The sequence below is a fragment of the Oceanobacillus alkalisoli genome (assembly GCF_021556485.1).
Taxonomy (GTDB): Bacteria; Bacillota; Bacilli; order Bacillales; family Amphibacillaceae; genus Oceanobacillus; species Oceanobacillus alkalisoli.
On record NZ_JAKGBW010000014.1, the window covers coordinates 53140 to 71379 of the forward strand.

Sequence of the window (18240 nt, forward strand, 5' to 3'; positions counted from 1 at the left end):
ATAATAAACATGGTAAATTACTAGACAAACAAAAGTTTAAAACCATATGTTTTCGCTAACGAAAGCACGAAACCCAAATAAAAACCCGCCACATCGTGCACTCTCTCACTAACGCAGCGGGCATCTAACACCAAATCATTCCTCTGTATCAACAAATTTTGTAAACGTAAATTCTGCGAGCTCTCCGAATCCTGCTCGTATATCATTTACAGCTTCTTCACTTAATTCATCACCCGGTTCAAAAGAATGACCGGTATCTAGTAAGCTTGCATAGGTTTCTGTTGCCAAATCCTCTACATAACCATCTTTAAACCGATCCTTGTCCACGTCATAAAATGTTGTAGAAATCATTCTTCCAGCTTCATACGATTCGAAAACTTCAATCGTGCCATTTTTATAAATGGAGAGCGAACGCCGTATTGCGCTTTCTTCGGCCTTATACGGTTTTGACTTCTTATCCGTAATCGTATAGATTTCTTGGATCCACGGCTTTTCATTGGAATGCGTGCCTACAATCATTTCCTCGAACCCATCGCCATTTAAATCGGCAAAAACATATCCATAGTCAAGTGGAAGAGGACTTGGCTCGTATTGATTTGGTCCTAAATTCCCCTCTTTTTCTAAATCAGACGGATTCCATTGCTCATCGATGGCTGTCCGATACGTCTCCACCAATTCGTTATAATAGGGAGGGATGTCACTCGTAAATAGAACGGGATTTAACGAGTTGGCTACATTTAATAGCGGATAAGAATCCTTTTCCCCTTTCTGCTCTATGACGATATGTGTTGTACTTTCAATTAAACGTTCCTTCACTTGATCAGCAGTAAAGTCCGGATTGTGAGACCAAACAAGCGCAGCCGCTCCAGATACCATCGGTGCGGCAAAGGATGTGCCAGACCATGGTTTATTTTCCGCTGGTTCCCCATAATTTTCCTTTAGCTCCATATTGATCTCTTCAGAAGGAGCAGCGATATCCACCGAATTTCCATACCCACGATTCACTGGTGATTCATACCTGTTACCTAACTTTTCAGCACCTCCGACAACGATAATGTGGCTTCGTATATCTTCTAAACGATGATTCAATTTACCATCTACTTTATCAAATGTATCCGGATTGATATTAGCAAAAAAACCAGTATATTCTGCTGCAGCTTGACTTTTTTCAGATGGTTTCTCCTCGTTATCCTCTTCACCCTCCTTATACGGTTTAAAACCATTCCCAGCACTTTGGACAAACAAAAAGTCATAGCCAGAATCCAGAAGACTATCTAATGCCACAATGAGAGCTGCTGAATTTAAATCATTTTTCTTTTGAATTGCTTCCAAGTACGCGTCATAAGTTTCGTAAGAAGAGTCATTTGTCTTTTCAAAGTTCAACTCACTTACCGGTCGTTCTCCCCATGAATTATTGATGATTTTCGCGCCATCCTCAACAATGTATTTAAGCCCTGCAATAACTTCGTGGTTAACGACTGCATCGGAACGTGCGTCCCTTTCAAATGCATCGTTCATACTCCAAAATGCAACATCCACTGCTCCAGCAGCAACTCCACGGATTCCCTGTGAGTGCATATCTCCTCCTATAATTTTAGTAACAACTTCTGCATGCGTACTGTTGGATGCACTTTCGGACGGAGACTTTACCTCGACTTTCTCTAAAGCAGGATCATTTTTATCTAGATTACCCAATTCCACTACATCCACTCGGACTCTTTCAAATTCCTTATGGTTACGATCCATATAATCCCACGCAGAATAAGCATGAATGGAATCAAGCCACCATTTACGATCGTCTTCTTCATATTCTACCTTATTGATGCCGCCTGTCTGGGAATCTTCCGAATTTAAGTCAGAAGGAAAGATTGGTGTTGATAGCCCAGCATATTTCACCGACTCCTCATCCATTAGACGATCTGCCAACTGCTGAAGCTCATGATAGGAATCCGCTTCTACCTGAAGTTGAAGGGTATTCATCGCTCCCTGTAATCTTCCACCCATATTCCCTTCTACTAAATGAGCTAGCTCCTCTGCATCCTTATCCGATAGTTCCCCAACAAGGAAAACATCCAATATATTTTTATAATACGTTAATCTTTCTTCACGGTCATAAACGATATCCTCATCTGTTGGAAGGAAGACATAATCCCCGTTCTCATAACGGATGGTTCTTTTTTCATCTCCTTTATTATTTTGTTCTTGCCCAAGCTTTTCCGACTGCTCTGTTTCCATTTCCTCTCCTGATTGCTCGGCATTTTTATTGGTTGAAAAAAACCATACAGCCGCTAATGTAACCAGAAGTGCTAATACTATCGTTACATTTCGTTTTTTCTTCAAGATACTTCTCCTTTGTAATTTCTTTATGTCACTTTCTATCATTATAACTCTATCATGCACTTGGATAGAATTGGAAAGAAATAAAAAAATAACTTTTTTTATGTCCACAAGCATTACATATAGGGGTTCAGGGAGTCATGATTAGAATGATCCTCTGTGCTGCTTCCTTTGGTTTTCTTGATATGGGAGTTCATTTTTTCAGAAAAAAATAATTACTTACGACTTGTTCCTCGGATCGGATATTAGCCGCTCAGGACTCTCACTCTATAGACTACACCTGATTTATTTCACTAGATTTTAAAGGCCATACTTACACCCACACAATCCGAAACTTCTGATTCCCCTTTATCCGACGCAGAATTGTAGCTACTTTTCCAAGTGCCTGGAGCTGTTCCCTATAGATGGATTGATCTTCCTCTGGGATGTGGAGCGAAGTAAAAATCGATTCAAATCCCATTTCTCGCATGTTGCGAATATAAGGGATTTGCTTAGCAATTGGTTCACTTCCTAAATAAATAGAAATTCCTAACATCGTTATACCCCCGATAAATAAAGAGAAGGAGGTCAGAAATTAACCCCCAACTCTTTTTAAAGTTCATTAAATATTGTCTGCCATGTTTTCCTTGAAACCAAATGTATACGAATAGGAAACCAAATGCATATGAGATAACTAAACCTAGGAAATACGAGAGATATTGTCCATTTGTGATGAATGGAATTAAGGACAAACCAGAAACACCAATGCCAAAAGACGCCGTACTCATAATTGCTTGAAACGCTCCCCTAACGGAAGCACCCATACAAGCTGTTAGGAACGGTCTACCTAATGGTAAGATTACCCCCTACATTAACGGTTCACCAATCCCAAGGAATCCAACGGGTGTACTTCCTTTAATAATATTCCGCAAGCGTTTGTTCTTTGTTTTCACATAGATCGCTAGTGCTGCACCAACTTGGCCAGCTCCACCCATTGCTGATCAATATACCAGCTTTTATGCCAGGTTCTGCGGATTCGGACATTTTATCGTTTTTGGAACAAATGGTTTCTGATGCCCAACTTTACTTTTATAAAAATGAATGGGGACTGAATTTTATAGGGTATTCTTTCCTGCATGATCATAAGGCTTTTACGGTAACCATTGGACCTTTTTTTAATTATCAACTGATTTTATGTGAGGTTATCCAATAAATGCAACCTCAGTCACAATCAAAGAGAAGATTTAAAACTTGTCTGTGACCAAATCCACATATTGCCCATCGATAAGATAAGAAGTTATTCTACAATCCTCCAGTTATTCGATAGGATGATGGGAACGGAATACGATCCCATGATTATTGAAACCGTTGATCATCCCGATGAAGAGAATAACAATGATAGATTGAATAAAAATCAGGATGCCAAATTGATCAAATCAAGGTATAAAATCGAGAGGGATTTTATTCAAGCTATCCAAAATGGAAATAAAGAAACAGCCTAAGGGTTGTTAAATGACAATAAATTGTCGTTTTCTTTTTCATATTACTTTCCAATTCAAACTATGAGGACGTTAAAACATCTGGCGGTTATCAAAAATACGTTATTTCGAACAGCAGCCCTACAGGGTGGTGTCCCCCCATTTTTATTCACCGCCTTTCTGAAAAATTTGCTTTTAAATTGGAGGCTACAAACCAATTGGAAAGGTTTAATCAACTAGGGGATGAGATGGTTGAAGAATATTGTGATTTAGTCAACTCATTTCCTTTAAACAAATATTCCATATTAATTCAGACTGCCCTGGAGCACATCATTAGTTTTTATAACAAAAAAATAGATGTAGAGGAATTAGCACAGATTACCTTCACCCATCCCAATCACTTAGCGCGAAGATTCAAAGAAGAGACGGGAAGGACAATGACAGAATATCAACAGACGTTAAGAATAAATAAGGCGAAGTATTTACTGGAAACGGGATTATATCCTAATTCAAAGATCCATTTTTAGTGCCCTACAGCAAATACAAGAATTGCTGGTATTTTCCTGGCAATTAAAACAGCATTCTCAGAAGTTTAAATTTATATTTATAGTCCTATGGATACGTATTCCCTTTTTAAAAAGCCTGCAAAGCAAATATAATCAATAACGGGGGTTTATTATGAAGTATGCAAAATTTCCAAAAACCAAGCAAAGGATACAGCTTGATTTTTGGAAATTATCATCAATAAAAGTATTGGTTTGGTTTTATGAATGATTCAGGTAAATAGTTTTTATAATCAATAAAACTTTTTTAGATTATTATCCTACAAGTATCCTTATTGTTTATTTGATAGAGAATCTCTTATTTCCTCCGTCTTGAAATAATTAATTTCATTAGCATCATTCAAAACAACTCCATATTGGTCTAGAACCTGTTCTAATTTAACATAACCATCTAAGTAATCTTCGTAGACAGCTTCTGGATCTCTTTCTAACGGATTGCCGTAGCCACCACCGCATGGACCTTTCATTTTTATAGTACTTCCTTTCTTGACAACCATATTAGGAATTTTAGAGGGTAACACCGTGTTTGTTCCATTAGGAGAACTAATTAGAATAGAGCCCACCTTTCCATCTTCCCCTCCATCAAAGCCCCATGGTTCGTATTTATTTCCATCTCCTTCTAATGAAAAGCTACCATCTGCTAGAAAAGTAATCTCCCTTATTGAACCAATACCTCCGCGCCATTTCCCCGGAGAACAGGCATTATTTCTTAATTCATACTTTGTAACACGCAAGGGATAGTGTGACTCAATATCTTCTATAGGATTATTTCTTGTATTTGCGTATAGTGTATCTACTGCATCCATGCCATCTTTTCCAAAACGCCCACCATAGCTACCTTCCATAATATCCATATAAACCCAATAATCACCTTCTCTTTTCCCACTTAGCGCCAAAGCTTTTAAATTCCCTATACCTGCACTTACCTGTCTAGGTATAGCCTGAGCTAACGCCCTCATTAATGTATCGGCTACAACATTTCCAGGTACAAATCTAGCAATTGTTGGGGCAGGAAATATCGGATTACATAAAGAACCCTTTGGTGCTATAATTTTTATCGGACGTATTAAACCTGAATTATGTGGAAAATGCCCAAACTTTTCAGAGTCCAGTAATATCGAGCGTAATGTGAGATAAACTGCAATATCCACTGTACCAATAAAAGGCATATTAATAGGTCTATTATCAAGCTGTGGAGATGTTCCTGTTAAATCCACAGTCAAGTCATCATCAGCTACAGTTAGTGACACTACAATTTTTAGATCTTTCTCCTGCGGGTCAGAACTATCTAGGAAACCATCCATTAATCCTTCCGCACGATAAGTGCCATTCGGAAGTTTACTTATCGCATTCCTCATCATTTTTTCCGAATAATCCATTAACCCTTCCGCTGTTGCTTTGACAGTGTCAAGTCCATATTTTTCAACGATTTCCAGATATCTTTCCGCTCCCATTTTAGTTGTCGCAACCTGTGCCCTAATATCACCTACTACCATATCAGAGGATCTTATATTATCTTTTAGAACATTCCATAAGAACTTATTTTCTTTCCCCTTTTCATAAAGTTTAATTGCTTTAAATTGAAGCCCTTCTGCATAAGCATCTACAGCATCAATTATCCCACTACTTCCGGGTGTCGATGCACCAACATCTAAATGATGTGCAGTAATCACCGAAAAACCGATAAGCCGCCCTTCGCGAAATACTGGAACACAAATACCAAAATCCGGTCCATGAGAGGCTCCATGATATGCCGAATTATGCAAAATCACATCTCCAGGATAAAATTTATCGCCTCTTTCCTCCATTATTTCTCTAATTCCTTTGACGTATCCTGGTATTGGACCCGATTGAAGTGGTGTGCTATGGGAGGATTCACATAGCTGTTGACCACGTATATCCACTAGTGCACAACCATAATCCTCTGATTCTCGAATAATGCTTGAATACGACATTCGTCCGAATTTGTGTCCCATTTCAACAGCGACACTTTCCAAGGCGCCTAATACCACCTGCATGGTGACTGGATCAATAGATTTTGTTTTAGTTGTCACTATTATTCACCCACCTTAATTAATAAATTCCCAAACTTTTCGACGACGGCTTGTGAGCCTGGGGGCACTACAATAGTTGTATCTTTTTGGATGATGATTGCTGGTCCGTCAAGCGCTTTTCCTACAGGTATTAATTCTCGTTGGTAATGTACTGTATCTATCTTCTGAAGTTTTCCCTTACTTCGAAATACCACTTCCTTACTACTTATTTTCGCATCATCTAATCTTTCACTTCTTTCTATTTTTTCTTTTTCCAATTTCGGCATTTTCCCTACACCCGTAACACGAATATTAACAATTTCTATTATCGCTTCTTCAAAGGCGTGCCCATATTCCTTTTTGTGCATTTCATGAAACAACTTCAAAACCTCATTCATATTTTCATTATTCAAATCTTCGTCAGGTAGGGGGACTCGCAATTCATAACCCTGCCCTTTGTATCTACATTCCGCAAATCGATTCATATGAATGGATTCATTTTTCATATTATCTTTCTTCAATTGATCACTTAATTCTTTTTCTAGTTCTTGAATATCTTGATTTAACATTTCAAGATTTAATGAATTACTTAACATAAACTGAGTTTTTACAACATCATATTTCAAATCTGTAGTTAATAAACCAGTTGCAGAATTAATTCCAGGATAAGGCGGAACTATTACTTCAGGTATTTGTAACTCTTTTGCCACATCTACTGCATGAAGTGGACCTGCTCCCCCAAATGCAACCAATGAGAATTCTCTTGGATCAATTCCTTTTTGAATTGTTTTTTCTCTTATAGTATTCGCCATATTATTATTCACAACTCTTAAAACACCTTCAGCAGCCTCATCTTTTTCCATATCCAATTCCTGAGCCAGTTCTTCAATTACTTTGTGTGAAGCATCCTCATAAAACGCCATCTCTCCACCCAGGAAATTATCACTATCCAACCTTCCCAATACAACATTTGCATCGCTCACGGTTGGTAATTTCCCACCACGTCCGTAGCATGCGGGACCAGGAAAAGACCCAGCACTTTGGGGACCAACTTTAAAAAAACCACCTTCATCAACATGTGCTATACTTCCCCCACCCGCCCCTATCGTATGAATATCAATCATAGGCACCATTACGGGATAGCCAGCTATCCATGTATCCCGTGCGGAGGTCTCACCAAACTTACCTTCCATAACAATACCGATATCTGCGCTTGTTCCACCGATGTCAAAGGTGATTAGGTTGTTTTTATTGGATAACGACCCAGCAAATGCACCGCCTAATACACCTGCTGCTGGTCCAGACACTAAAGTGTTAACCGGCTTTGATGCAACACTTTCAGGAGTACCAACTCCTCCATTTGAGCACATAATGTGCAAATCAGCTTTCATATTTATTTCTTTTAACCGTGATGATAGTTTATTAATATAACTTTTAACTTTTGGCCCTATAAACCCGTTAATGCTTGCGGTAGTAAATCTCTCAAACTCTCGATATTGAGGGGATATATCAGATGAGTTCGTTATAAACGCCTCAGGATATTCTTCTTTGATTAACTCAACAATCCTTTCTTCATGCTCTGGATTTATATAAGAAAAAAGTAAACCTACTACAATAGATTCAACACCTTGCTCTTTTAATTCATTTATTGCAGTTCTTACTTCATCTTCATTTAATGGTTCTATAACCTCACCTTTCTTCGGCCCCATACGTTCCGTTACCGTTTTCCGATATCTTCTCTTTACTAATGGACGAGCTTGCCATGGTATATCTTGCATAATCGAATAATTCTCTGGTCTTTGGTGCCGGCCAATGTGGATAATATCGCGATAGCCCTTCGTTGTAATCATTCCTATAATAGAACCATCAAATTCCAAAATAGAGTTCGTCCCTATTGTAGTACCATGAAAAATATGTTCAATATCTTCTATTACTAAGTTATTCGATTGAGCCAGTTCAGAAATTCCTGTTAAAATACCAATCGATGGGTCTTCTGTGGTAGTCGGTGTTTTATGAATAAAGGACTGTTTTTCCTCTGTATCATTGTAAAATATGTCGGTAAATGTACCACCTACATCAATTCCGAGCAGTCGCATAGTGGCCCTCCTTGTATTATTGAGTTTACTAATACATTTTTTTGAATTACTTTTAAAAGTAATTCAGTTCCTTTCACAATATCTTCTTTACTTGCCTATTCTGACTTAGATGTTATTTTTTCAAAATATTGAAGGCTAGTGTAATCAAAAAGAATAAATAGCAACATTGATTATAAAACTAAAAGGTGAAATCAAAGTTAATCCAGTATAGGGTAACACTGTATTCAAATCTTTACATAGTTTTGCGGGTATGTTAGCGTGGCTAGAAATGTTTAGCTTTTTTGGAAAACTGGCCTTCCTAGCGTAGAAATCACACCCGCATGAAGCCCATGTCAAGCCTAAAAGGTTATTACTGATATTTTTATTAGAGAGTTGCTTGAAACTACCTTTTTGCGCTTAAAAGATTGATGTATATTCCTTACTGTGCTTTTTCTAAAGTATCATGTTGAACTTGTGGAAATATTTTATTCCCCACCCAATAGGCAAGTGCACTTATTGGTAGACCTACCATCCATGAAATAGAGAGGAACATTATCCCGAAAATTCCACCTATTATTAATGCGACAAAACCAAGCCATTTATACTTGATGTTTGGATCATATAATTCATCTATATTTAATTTAGTTTTTCTTACAAGAAAATAATCAGCTAACATCACACCAAATAAAGGGCCTAAAAATGCCGAATAAATACCTATTAAGGCGTTAAATGCAGCATTATCAATCAATAGCCATGGAAACGTAACGACACCCAATAATCCTACAATGATAGCAGCTAATCCCCATCTCACATTAAAAGTTTCCATAAGGACAACAGCAGGCGGGATTATATTCAATGTTAAATTCGTCGTCACTTGAGCAACTATTATGAATAACAAAAACACAATTGCTACAAAATCATTAGGAATTACATATACCATTGCCGCAATAGGATTGCTAATTTCTGTTACTATTGTGGCAAACATTCCAGAAAATAGAAGCAATAAATACATTGGTACGATTCCTAGCATATGACCGCCCCAATTATTTAGCTTTGTTGGTTTCAAATAGCGAGTTAAATCAGCGATGTTTACTGCCCCTGTTAAAAGAATACCTACAGCTGCGGTAATTGCAGCAAAAAATGGCATTCCCCAAGTTCCACCACTTCCTACATGATTTAATATGTCTGCACCACCGACAGATACATATCGAGATATAAGGTAAATGAGGAAACCTAACACAACAACCGATAAGGATGAATTAAACCATTTTGCTGTTTCAATCCCATAATAGGTGAGCCCTATCTGTAAAACCACGAAGCCAACAAATAATATACCAGTCATTTCAACTCCCCAAATTAAATTTACAATATAGCCAGCTGCATCTGCACCAATCCATGAACCAATTCCATACCATATAACAGCTGGAAGCACTCGAATTAGTGAAGCAATCCTTGCACCATGAAAGCCAAAGGCAGACCTTGCATGTACAATAAAAGGAATACCATACCTTAAACCAGCATCAGAATTTATGATGTACATTAATGCCACGATCAAGGTAGAGACAACACTCGCTACAGTTGCTTGTAATATATTTAATTGACCGATTGGAGGGACAAAACCTTGACCTACAATAAATAATTGGATTACGATAGTAGAAGAAATCCAAAATGTAAAATAACTCCAAAAGCCAAAAATTCGGTCATTGTTAGAAACCGGTTTTAAAGAATCGCGTCTCGAATCTTTTTTTAAGACCGTTGAATTAGATGCCATCCATTTCACCTCTTATTTTTATTTGATTCCCACTCCAGAAGTGCAGACACTAAACCTATCATCAAGGTTACAATGCTTTGTTAAATTAATGTTCAAGACTGAATTACTAATACTTAAAAAATATTCAGTTTTTTTATAAAACACCACGAGCATTTGTATATTCAATAGAACAGACGGAGAAAAAACATTTTTTCTCCAGGCCTGTTCTAAAACAATAAAGCTAACTTAAATATTTACTTTTGTTTCTTCTATTTTAATGCCCTCGTAGCATGATCCAAAAGGAAGAGCTGGAACAAATTCACCGTCTCCTTGTTGTCCGATAAACTCCCCTTTATCTACCATTAGTTTCCCTCTCAAGAATACTTGCTCCACTTTTCCTTTTGCTGGCATATTTTCATAACAGTTATAATCTACACCATGTAGACTAGTTTCGTTAGAGATTGTCCACTCAACTTCTGGGTTAAAAATAACCAGGTCTGCATCAAGCCCTACCCCAATATGACCCTTTTTATGATCCAGTCCATTGATTTTCGCAGGAGAAGTTGCAAAGACATCCACCAGTCGCTGTTTTGAAATCTTGCCAGTGTTGACACCATACGACCAAAGAATCGACAATCTATCCTGTACTCCTGGGGCACCATTAGGAATATTAGTAAAGTCATCTTTACCCATATGCTTTTGGTATTCCCAATTAAAACCGCAATGGTCAGAGCTAACTGCATTTAGCCATCCTTTATTAATTGCTTCCCATAAAGCTTCCCTGTCTTCTTCTGTACGAAGAGCAGGTGAGAGTACATATTTCGCTCCTTCAAAATTAGGTCTTGCTAGATCTTCCTTATCTAATACAAAATATTGAGTACAAGACTCTCCGTAAACCGGTACCCCTTCGTTATAAGCTGTTCGAATCGTTTCCATGACTTCTTTGGCGCTTACATGAACAATATAAATTGGCGAGTCGGCCATTTTTGCTAAGTTAATTGCCCTTTGCGTGGCTTCCTTTTCAACTAAAACTGGTCTAGTTTCCGCATGGTAGTATGGTGATGTATTTCCTTTTTCAATACTTTCCTTTTGTAGCGCATCGATTACATCTGCATTCTCCGCATGAACCATGACTGTAACGCCAGCATCTTTAGAAGCCTTTAAAGCTTTAAAAACAGCTTCATCATCACTATGGAAAGGTAATCCTTTATAAGCCATGAAAAGCTTAATTGTGGAAATACCTTTGTCAGGAAGAGTTGGAATCTCTTTGAATAATGCCTCAGTAGGATCACATACTACCCCATGGAATGAATAATCCACCATTGCAAATTTTGAAGCCTCTTCTTTATCAAATTTTTCTATTGTCTCGGCCATACCTTTTCCTTGTTCTTGATTTACAAATTCTACAACTGTCGTAGTCCCCCCTACTATTGCAGCATTTGAAGTTTCAAACCCTCGTACTCTTTCGCCCTTATAATCAAAAGAATAATGAACGTGCTGATCTACTCCACCTGGAAGTATATACTTACCTGTTGCATCAATAATAGTATCTGCATTAATAGATAGATCTTTTCCTACTGCCGCTATTTTCCCATTTTCAATGAGCACATCCCCTACAAACTCATCTACCGCAGTAACAATTGTTCCATTTTTAATAAGTTTAGTCATAATTATTTCCCCCTAATATTATTTAATTAATTAATAAAAAATATCAATTGGCAAATTTAACTGATAATAACACATCCCCCTCGATTTTCTCCGCTTTAATGAGATAACTTTCAGTCATTTTAATCGGGAGTCTTACCATCTAAATAACCTAAGTGTGAATAGACATAGGGTTTTTTTGATCCCCCGACTCAAACTCCTCCAACACTTTATTTAAAACTAAAGAAAAATAAACCAATAAATTTACATTATCCAATCATCGAGGGATCTTGAAGATCTTAAACATAACGAAGTACTGTTTCCAATAACACTTCTGTTCCCAATGATATATCTTCTTCGCTTGCAGATTCATCTGGTTGATGACTGATCCCATCCTTACAACGGACAAAAATCATTCCTATATCCGTAATTTCCGCCATAGTCATGGCATCGTGTCCTGCGCCGCTTATCATGTATGGTGCCTCAATTTCCATAGCGTTGCATACTTCATGAATCTTTTCGACAACATCCTTGGAACACGGTACTGGATCAATCTTTATTTCACTTAGCACCTCAAACGTCAAGTCTCTTTTTTCACAAATATCTTTTGCTCTATCAATAATTCTCTGATAAGAATTTTCTCTTCTACTGAGATTTTCATCCCTTAAATCCAGTGTAAACTCCACTTCCGCAGGTATGATATTGCTTCCACCGGGAAATGAGCTGATTTTACCGATCGTACCAACTATCTTGGAATCGGGATCCTCCTTGCAAACCCTTTCAATTTCAGAAATTATTTCACTCGCTCCCGTCATTGGATCCTTACGCAAATACATCGGGACTGTACCTGCATGTCCAGGAATCCCTTTAATACGGAAAGTTGACGATCTGGGACCTGCAATAGCCGTAACAATTCCTATAGGATTATCATTGCTATCCAAAAAAGGACCTTGCTCGATATGCATTTCAAGGAAAACACGTATCTCCTCTGGATATCGAATAGATTCATTCATCTTATCGGGGTCAATTCCAAAACCAAATTGCTTTAGCGCGTCATATCGGGTTATTCCTGCATGATCCTTCTTGGATAAGCTTGAATCGTCAAGATTTCCGACCATTCCTCTACTTCCGTAAAGAATATCATTGAATCTAGAGCCTTCCTCTTCACAAAAGGCCACCACCTCAATCGGGTGATCATGGAGGATTCCTTTCTCTTTCATAACATGAACAACTTCAATTCCAGCTAAGACCCCGATCACACCGTCAAACGACCCTCCATTTCGTACAGAGTCAATGTGTGAACCCAACATAACAGCAGGAAGGTCAGGAATTGCCCCTTCTTTACGCCCTATCATGTTTCCGAAGTTATCGTGTCTGACTACAAGGCCTGCTTCTGTCATCCATTTTTTTACCAGTTCTTGCGCTTTTTTGTCTTCCTTACTTAATGCTACTCTCGTTACTCCACCCGAATCAGTCTTTCCTATTTGACTCAATTTTTTAATTCTGGAAAAAACCCTTTTTTTATTTACCCTTCCGACTTTCAGCATATTACCCTCCTGTACGTTTATTTTAATATCACTTCCTCCTACCGGTTTATTTTGAAGTGCGTGGCTTTCCGATTAAGAAGGTAGCAATATTAATGGCCTCACGTATTAGATGCAATATCCATGCCAACTTTAAAAGTTTGCTATAAAGGGAAAGGTTCAATCAAACAAATTGCAATAATGCATTTTTCAGACAATTAATCGATTTATCCTGTTTTACAAAGAATGATAGACCCACCTGCTGAGCGCATATTTCAATCAACTTCATAATAAATTGCGAAATCGCAATGCTATTGCAGTATCACAACTTTATATTAAGTTTTTTGACTTTACGACCGAGTGTGGAGGGGTGGATGCCTAATTTAATACTTGCTTCTTTTAGATTTTCACTATCTTTAATCGCCTCTAAAATTAAACTTTTCTCGTACTCATCTACAGCAGATTTTAATTCACCCACTTCTTTTAGAGTTGGAAATGGATTGACTTTTTTAATATAGCTTGGAATATCCGTAAACGTTATTTCAGAATCGGGTACGGTAATAACTAATCTTTCCAAAAGATTTTGTAATTCCCTAACGTTACCCGGCCATTCAAACTCAACAAATAAATCGATCACATCTTTACTAATTGTTTTTGATTGTCCATATTTATGATTAAATTCCTCCAAAAAATGATTGATTAAAAATGGGATATCCTCTTTTCGTTCCGTGAGAGGGGGAATGGTTATTGGAATAATATATAATCGATAAAACAAGTCTTGACGGAAATCCCCAGCCTTGACCATCTTTTCGAGTTCACGATTTGTCGCAGCAATAAATCGGACGTCGACATTTACTGGTTTAGTTTCTCCTATGGGGATGAACTCCTTCTCTTGCAACACCTCTAATAACTTTGTCTGTAAATTCAATGGTAATTCACCAATTTCATCTAAAAAAAGCGTTCCTGAATCGGCTGCTTGTATGAGACCTTTTTTTCCTTCTTTTTGGGCTCCAGTGAAAGCCCCCTTAGAATATCCAAAGAATTCCGATTCAATCAGACTTTCAGGTATGGCCCCGCAATTAACCCTCAAAAAAGGGGACTTGCGTCGATTACTCATTTCATGTATTTTCTGGGCCAACACTTCTTTACCCACACCTGTATCACCCTGAATAAGAACCGTCGTATCAAATTTTGAAACTCTCTTCACTATTTCAAGTACTTTTTCCATGGATCTCGACTTAAAAACCATTCGATTGTTATTTTCTTTCTGTTTGTTTAGCTCTTCTTGATAATAAAGAAGAAGACTTTTTGTATCCTTCAATTTCTCCTTTAAATCGGATACTTCTGTTATATCTTTGGAAAAATTAACCACCTTTTCAATCTCACCATTTTTATCTAAAATAGGATATCCATTCACGATAAGACTCCTATCTGACTTCGTAACTTGTTGAACGGTCACTCTTTTCTTTTCAGTTAGCACTCTAACACTGGAAGAAAAGCTAACAATCCCTTCTTTTTCGAGATTATATACACTTTTACCCACAAATTCTTCTTTCTTCATTCCCATAATTTTTTCACACGCATTACTTACCCTTTGAATAATTCCTTCTTTGTTAATAATAGTTACTAATTCTCCACTTAAATTCATAACCGCTTCTAATTCTTGTTCTACTATTAATTGTTTAGAATTACTTGCTAAAAAACGCTGCATATCCGATAATGGAAAAATTATTATCAGACCACGATTATTATCAAAATAACACTCGTAGAATACAAAATTAGAATACTCTTCATAAGAGACAAATCCCGTTTTAAATGTTTCGGTAGTCGATAATATTGTGCTACTAGGAAAATAATATCTTATAGATTTATAGGTCTTAGTTATATTGAAATGTTCAATGCTAAAATCATTAGCATATATAATCTCACCTTTCATATCTATTAGAATTAATCCAAAGTCATTAATTGACTGTAAGTGTTTTGATAACATAATTTAAACTCCTCCTCTTCGGAATATTCATTATTTATAGCCAGTAAATCCTTTTACCATGTAATTATTAAGTTCATCACTACCTTTTCTATTATCACAAACATAGGTGTTACTATCTGGAAGTCCATAGCGTAGAAGCCCTCCTCAGTTAAGTATTTGTTTCATTTATAGCTGGTATAGGCAGATTTTCCCGCCCCTTATATACCGCTAAATATAAAAAGGGAGCTCGGCTCCGATGCCCAGCTCCTTCTATACATCTATTATTAACATTTTTTCTCGCTCCGTCAATCTATATTTACTTATAATTCCCATAATTTAAATAAGAAGAAATTCCAAATAACTTTTACCCTCAGAATTTGTCTAATTTCATCTTCAATAATATGATTCCTTCAAAATAGATTTCCTTCACGATGTTCTTTTCAATCTTAAGTTTTCTACAGGTATGTATTTACGGTTGCCCTGGAGCCGGAGCTTGTTTAGGTAACTCTATATAAAAAACCAACACTAGGAATCGGTTAAGACTACTGGTGTTGGTTTTTTATCTTTCGAATCATCGTTATTCGTTAATAATGAAGTCACTTAAGAAAGTAAAGTTTTATCGCATAGGGCTGTTCTTATCAACCTTTATGATAAAAAGCTTTGGACTACTTTACATGTGCTAAACAACTACGCTCTTCCATAGTTTAATGTATAATAATAGAAATGCTATGTAAATACAAGACTTAGATCCTACATTTTTAATACTTTCATTTCATTAATTTAGATGGACTATAAGCATTTCAAGCAATTACTATATCCTGTTTTCCGTTTTTATAAAGAAAGTTTCTGATCTCATCGATAGTTGGCATTCCACCTTGTGCCCCTAGCTTTGTAACAGACAAGGCTGCTGCTGCATTTGCAAATTCACAAGCCGTTTGCAAATCATATTTTTGACTTATTGCATAACCCAATGCTCCGTTAAACGTATCACCGGCACCGGTTGTATCTACAGCTTTAACCGGGTAACTAGATATTTTAATCGTATCATTTCCATCAAAATAGAGAACTCCATTTTTTCCTTCTGTTACGATTAGTTTCTGAGGATATTGTTCTAAACTCATTTTTCCATCTGATAATAACTGAGAAAGCTCTGATTGATTAGGTGTAATATAATCCGCATGTTCAACTAATGAAGAGGGAAGTTCTTGAGCGGGAGCTGGATCTAGGATAAATGTAGTACCATGTTTATGACAAAGTCTAGCAGTTTCGACTACAGATTCAACAGGAATCTCTAGTTGGGCAAGCACAACGTCACTTTCAGAAATTTGTTTTTCGAACTTTCGTATATAATCAGGCGTTACATATTTATTGGCCCCTTGCACAACAATAATATCATTGTCTTGGTCCGCTAAAGTAACTACTGCTACACCTGAAGAAATATCGAGTAACGGTTCTACCCCATCTAATACAACATTTTCTTTCTCTAGAAATTTTAATAAATTGGAACCAAATGTATCTTCTCCAACCCTTCCAATCATGTGAACCTCTGCACCAAGACGCGAGGTAGCAACAGCTTGGTTAGCACCTTTCCCACCTGGAATAATTTGAAAGTCTTTTCCTAAGATTGTTTCACCGGCAGCGGGGCGTTTATAAGCACTCACCACCAAATCCATATTTATACTTCCAACTACTGAAACTACTGGTTTCTTCATGATAAATCTCCTCCATTACGATCTAGTCGTACCTCTTTCCATAATTGTCGTTGGCATTTCATATAATAATTTTTCCGGTTTATTACCTTGAATTATTTTTATTAATAATCGAGCAGCTACTGCCCCCATGTCATAGATAGGCTGGGATACCGTTGTTAATTCTGGATATATAAATTCTCCAAAAAACGAACCATCGAATCCGGCAATTTGCAGCTCCTCAGGTACCTTAATTCCTTTTTTTAAAGCTACCTTTAAAAATCCAGCTGCAATCGTATCATTACTACAAAAAATTCCATCTACACCCGTATGCGTTTCAAAGAACTGCTCGGCTTTTCTTTCAGCATCTTTCAGCTGAAAATCCGCTTCACTTATCGTATAGTTAACACTCTTCCCTTCCACGGCATCAACAAATCCCTGATAACGCGCTTCAGAAGAAGATATGTTTTTAGGACCTCTAATATGGGCAATATTTTTTACACCCTTTTGCAATAATAATTCAGTCAATTTCTTAGCCCCGTTATAATTATTTGAAACTACGGAAGGAATGGACGTATCTCCAACACGGTCCAGAGCAACGATTGGTATGTTTAGATCGGAATAAAACTGGGACTCATGGGACTGTGTAGCAATAATAATGCCATCTACATATTTTTCTTTAAACAAATCAATATATTTCATTTCTTTTTCCGGCTCTTGGTCTGAATTGCAAAGTACAACTCGGAATCCATACATCATCGCAACATCTTCCACAGCCCTTGCCAATTCCGGAAAAAAAGGGTTAGTTATATCAGGAACAATAAGACCAATCATATTTGAAGTTTTATGATAAAGCGATCTTGCTATCGAATTAGGTTTATAATTTAACTTTTCAATTACACCTTTTACTTTTTTCAATGTTTCTTCACTAACATAACCATTCTGATTAATGACCCTGGAAACAGTTGCTACAGAAACACCCGCTTCTTCTGCCACTTCTTTTATAGTAACCATACAAACCCCCACTTAGCTTGACCCTGCATATACATGAAGTAAAATAGGGTCATTGTTTATCCTCTATTATAAGCTATATATAATTATAAAACATTATTGCAATTCTCTATCTTATGAATACGTTTTGATTCAAGATATATTTAAATTTCTTTTCATGTTTTGAGTGATAATCCCTATCACTTTGATT

12 protein-coding genes and 1 pseudogene are annotated in these 18240 nt (G+C 37.0%); 2 read left to right on the plus strand and 11 right to left on the minus strand.

The features are described from left to right. Positions 1–135: 135 nt before the first annotated feature. From LZD48_RS18935 to LZD48_RS13455, 3 genes and pseudogenes are all read right to left on the minus strand, one after another. Complete coding sequence (locus LZD48_RS18935; RefSeq protein WP_310739836.1) at positions 136–2340, minus strand: S8 family serine peptidase; 2205 nt, start codon at positions 2338–2340, stop codon at positions 136–138. Between the two features lie 310 nt (positions 2341–2650). Further along, complete coding sequence (locus LZD48_RS13450) at positions 2651–2872, minus strand: MupG family TIM beta-alpha barrel fold protein (RefSeq protein WP_235763247.1); 222 nt, start codon at positions 2870–2872, stop codon at positions 2651–2653. 66 nt (positions 2873–2938) lie between these two features. Beyond that, a pseudogene (locus tag LZD48_RS13455) lies at positions 2939–3314 on the minus strand (PTS transporter subunit EIIC); the annotation flags it as partial. Between the two features lie 333 nt (positions 3315–3647). On the opposite strand from LZD48_RS13455, the gene LZD48_RS13460 reads away from it, so the two are divergent. Continuing rightward, a complete protein-coding gene (locus LZD48_RS13460; RefSeq protein ID WP_235763248.1) occupies positions 3648–3818 on the plus strand; it encodes a hypothetical protein in 171 nt (56 codons plus the stop codon). Positions 3819–4012: 194 nt separating this feature from the next. Then, positions 4013–4321, plus strand: coding sequence for a helix-turn-helix domain-containing protein (locus LZD48_RS13465; RefSeq protein ID WP_235763249.1), 309 nt, complete (start codon positions 4013–4015; stop codon positions 4319–4321). 308 nt (positions 4322–4629) lie between these two features. Here the strand turns inward: LZD48_RS13465 and LZD48_RS13470 are convergent, their stop codons facing one another. The 8 genes from LZD48_RS13470 to LZD48_RS13505 all read right to left on the minus strand — a co-directional run bounded on the left by LZD48_RS13470 (position 4630) and on the right by LZD48_RS13505 (position 18053). After that, complete coding sequence (locus LZD48_RS13470; RefSeq protein WP_235763250.1) at positions 4630–6411, minus strand: hydantoinase B/oxoprolinase family protein; 1782 nt, start codon at positions 6409–6411, stop codon at positions 4630–4632. A gap of 2 nt (positions 6412–6413) precedes the next feature. Next, complete coding sequence (locus LZD48_RS13475) at positions 6414–8486, minus strand: hydantoinase/oxoprolinase family protein (protein ID WP_235763251.1); 2073 nt, start codon at positions 8484–8486, stop codon at positions 6414–6416. A 418-nt stretch (positions 8487–8904) separates the two neighbouring features. Further along, positions 8905–10236: a cytosine permease gene (locus LZD48_RS13480; RefSeq protein ID WP_235763252.1), complete on the minus strand. Its 1332-nt coding sequence runs from the start codon at positions 10234–10236 to the stop codon at positions 8905–8907. Between the two features lie 225 nt (positions 10237–10461). Then, positions 10462–11883, minus strand: a complete 1422-nt coding sequence (gene hydA / locus LZD48_RS13485; RefSeq protein ID WP_235763253.1) for a dihydropyrimidinase — start codon at positions 11881–11883, stop codon at positions 10462–10464. A 275-nt stretch (positions 11884–12158) separates the two neighbouring features. Next, on the minus strand, positions 12159–13406 hold the full coding sequence (locus LZD48_RS13490; RefSeq protein ID WP_235763254.1) for a Zn-dependent hydrolase: 1248 nt from the start codon (positions 13404–13406) through the stop codon (positions 12159–12161). Positions 13407–13704: 298 nt separating this feature from the next. After that, positions 13705–15372, minus strand: coding sequence for a sigma-54 interaction domain-containing protein (locus tag LZD48_RS13495; protein ID WP_235763255.1), 1668 nt, complete (start codon positions 15370–15372; stop codon positions 13705–13707). Between the two features lie 779 nt (positions 15373–16151). After that, positions 16152–17063, minus strand: coding sequence for a ribokinase (gene rbsK, locus LZD48_RS13500; protein WP_235763256.1), 912 nt, complete (start codon positions 17061–17063; stop codon positions 16152–16154). Between the two features lie 15 nt (positions 17064–17078). Continuing rightward, positions 17079–18053 carry a LacI family DNA-binding transcriptional regulator gene (locus LZD48_RS13505; RefSeq protein WP_235763257.1) on the minus strand — a complete coding sequence of 325 codons (975 nt, stop codon included), beginning with the start codon at positions 18051–18053 and terminating at the stop codon, positions 17079–17081. Positions 18054–18240: the final 187 nt, after the last annotated feature.

What these genes read in the sequence shown, in the direction of transcription:
- LZD48_RS13450 (WP_235763247.1), bottom strand. Translation starts at nt 2,872, where the DNA reads ATGTTAGGAATTTCTATTTATTTAGGAAGTGAACCAATTGCTAAGCAA.
- LZD48_RS13460 (WP_235763248.1), top strand. Translation starts at nt 3,648, where the DNA reads ATGGGAACGGAATACGATCCCATGATTATTGAAACCGTTGATCATCCC.
- LZD48_RS13475 (WP_235763251.1), bottom strand. Translation starts at nt 8,486, where the DNA reads ATGCGACTGCTCGGAATTGATGTAGGTGGTACATTTACCGACATATTT.
- LZD48_RS13480 (WP_235763252.1), bottom strand. Translation starts at nt 10,236, where the DNA reads ATGGCATCTAATTCAACGGTCTTAAAAAAAGATTCGAGACGCGATTCT.
- hydA (WP_235763253.1), bottom strand. Translation starts at nt 11,883, where the DNA reads ATGACTAAACTTATTAAAAATGGAACAATTGTTACTGCGGTAGATGAG.
- LZD48_RS13490 (WP_235763254.1), bottom strand. Translation starts at nt 13,406, where the DNA reads ATGCTGAAAGTCGGAAGGGTAAATAAAAAAAGGGTTTTTTCCAGAATT.
- LZD48_RS13495 (WP_235763255.1), bottom strand. Translation starts at nt 15,372, where the DNA reads ATGTTATCAAAACACTTACAGTCAATTAATGACTTTGGATTAATTCTA.
- rbsK (WP_235763256.1), bottom strand. Translation starts at nt 17,063, where the DNA reads ATGAAGAAACCAGTAGTTTCAGTAGTTGGAAGTATAAATATGGATTTG.
- LZD48_RS13505 (WP_235763257.1), bottom strand. Translation starts at nt 18,053, where the DNA reads ATGGTTACTATAAAAGAAGTGGCAGAAGAAGCGGGTGTTTCTGTAGCA.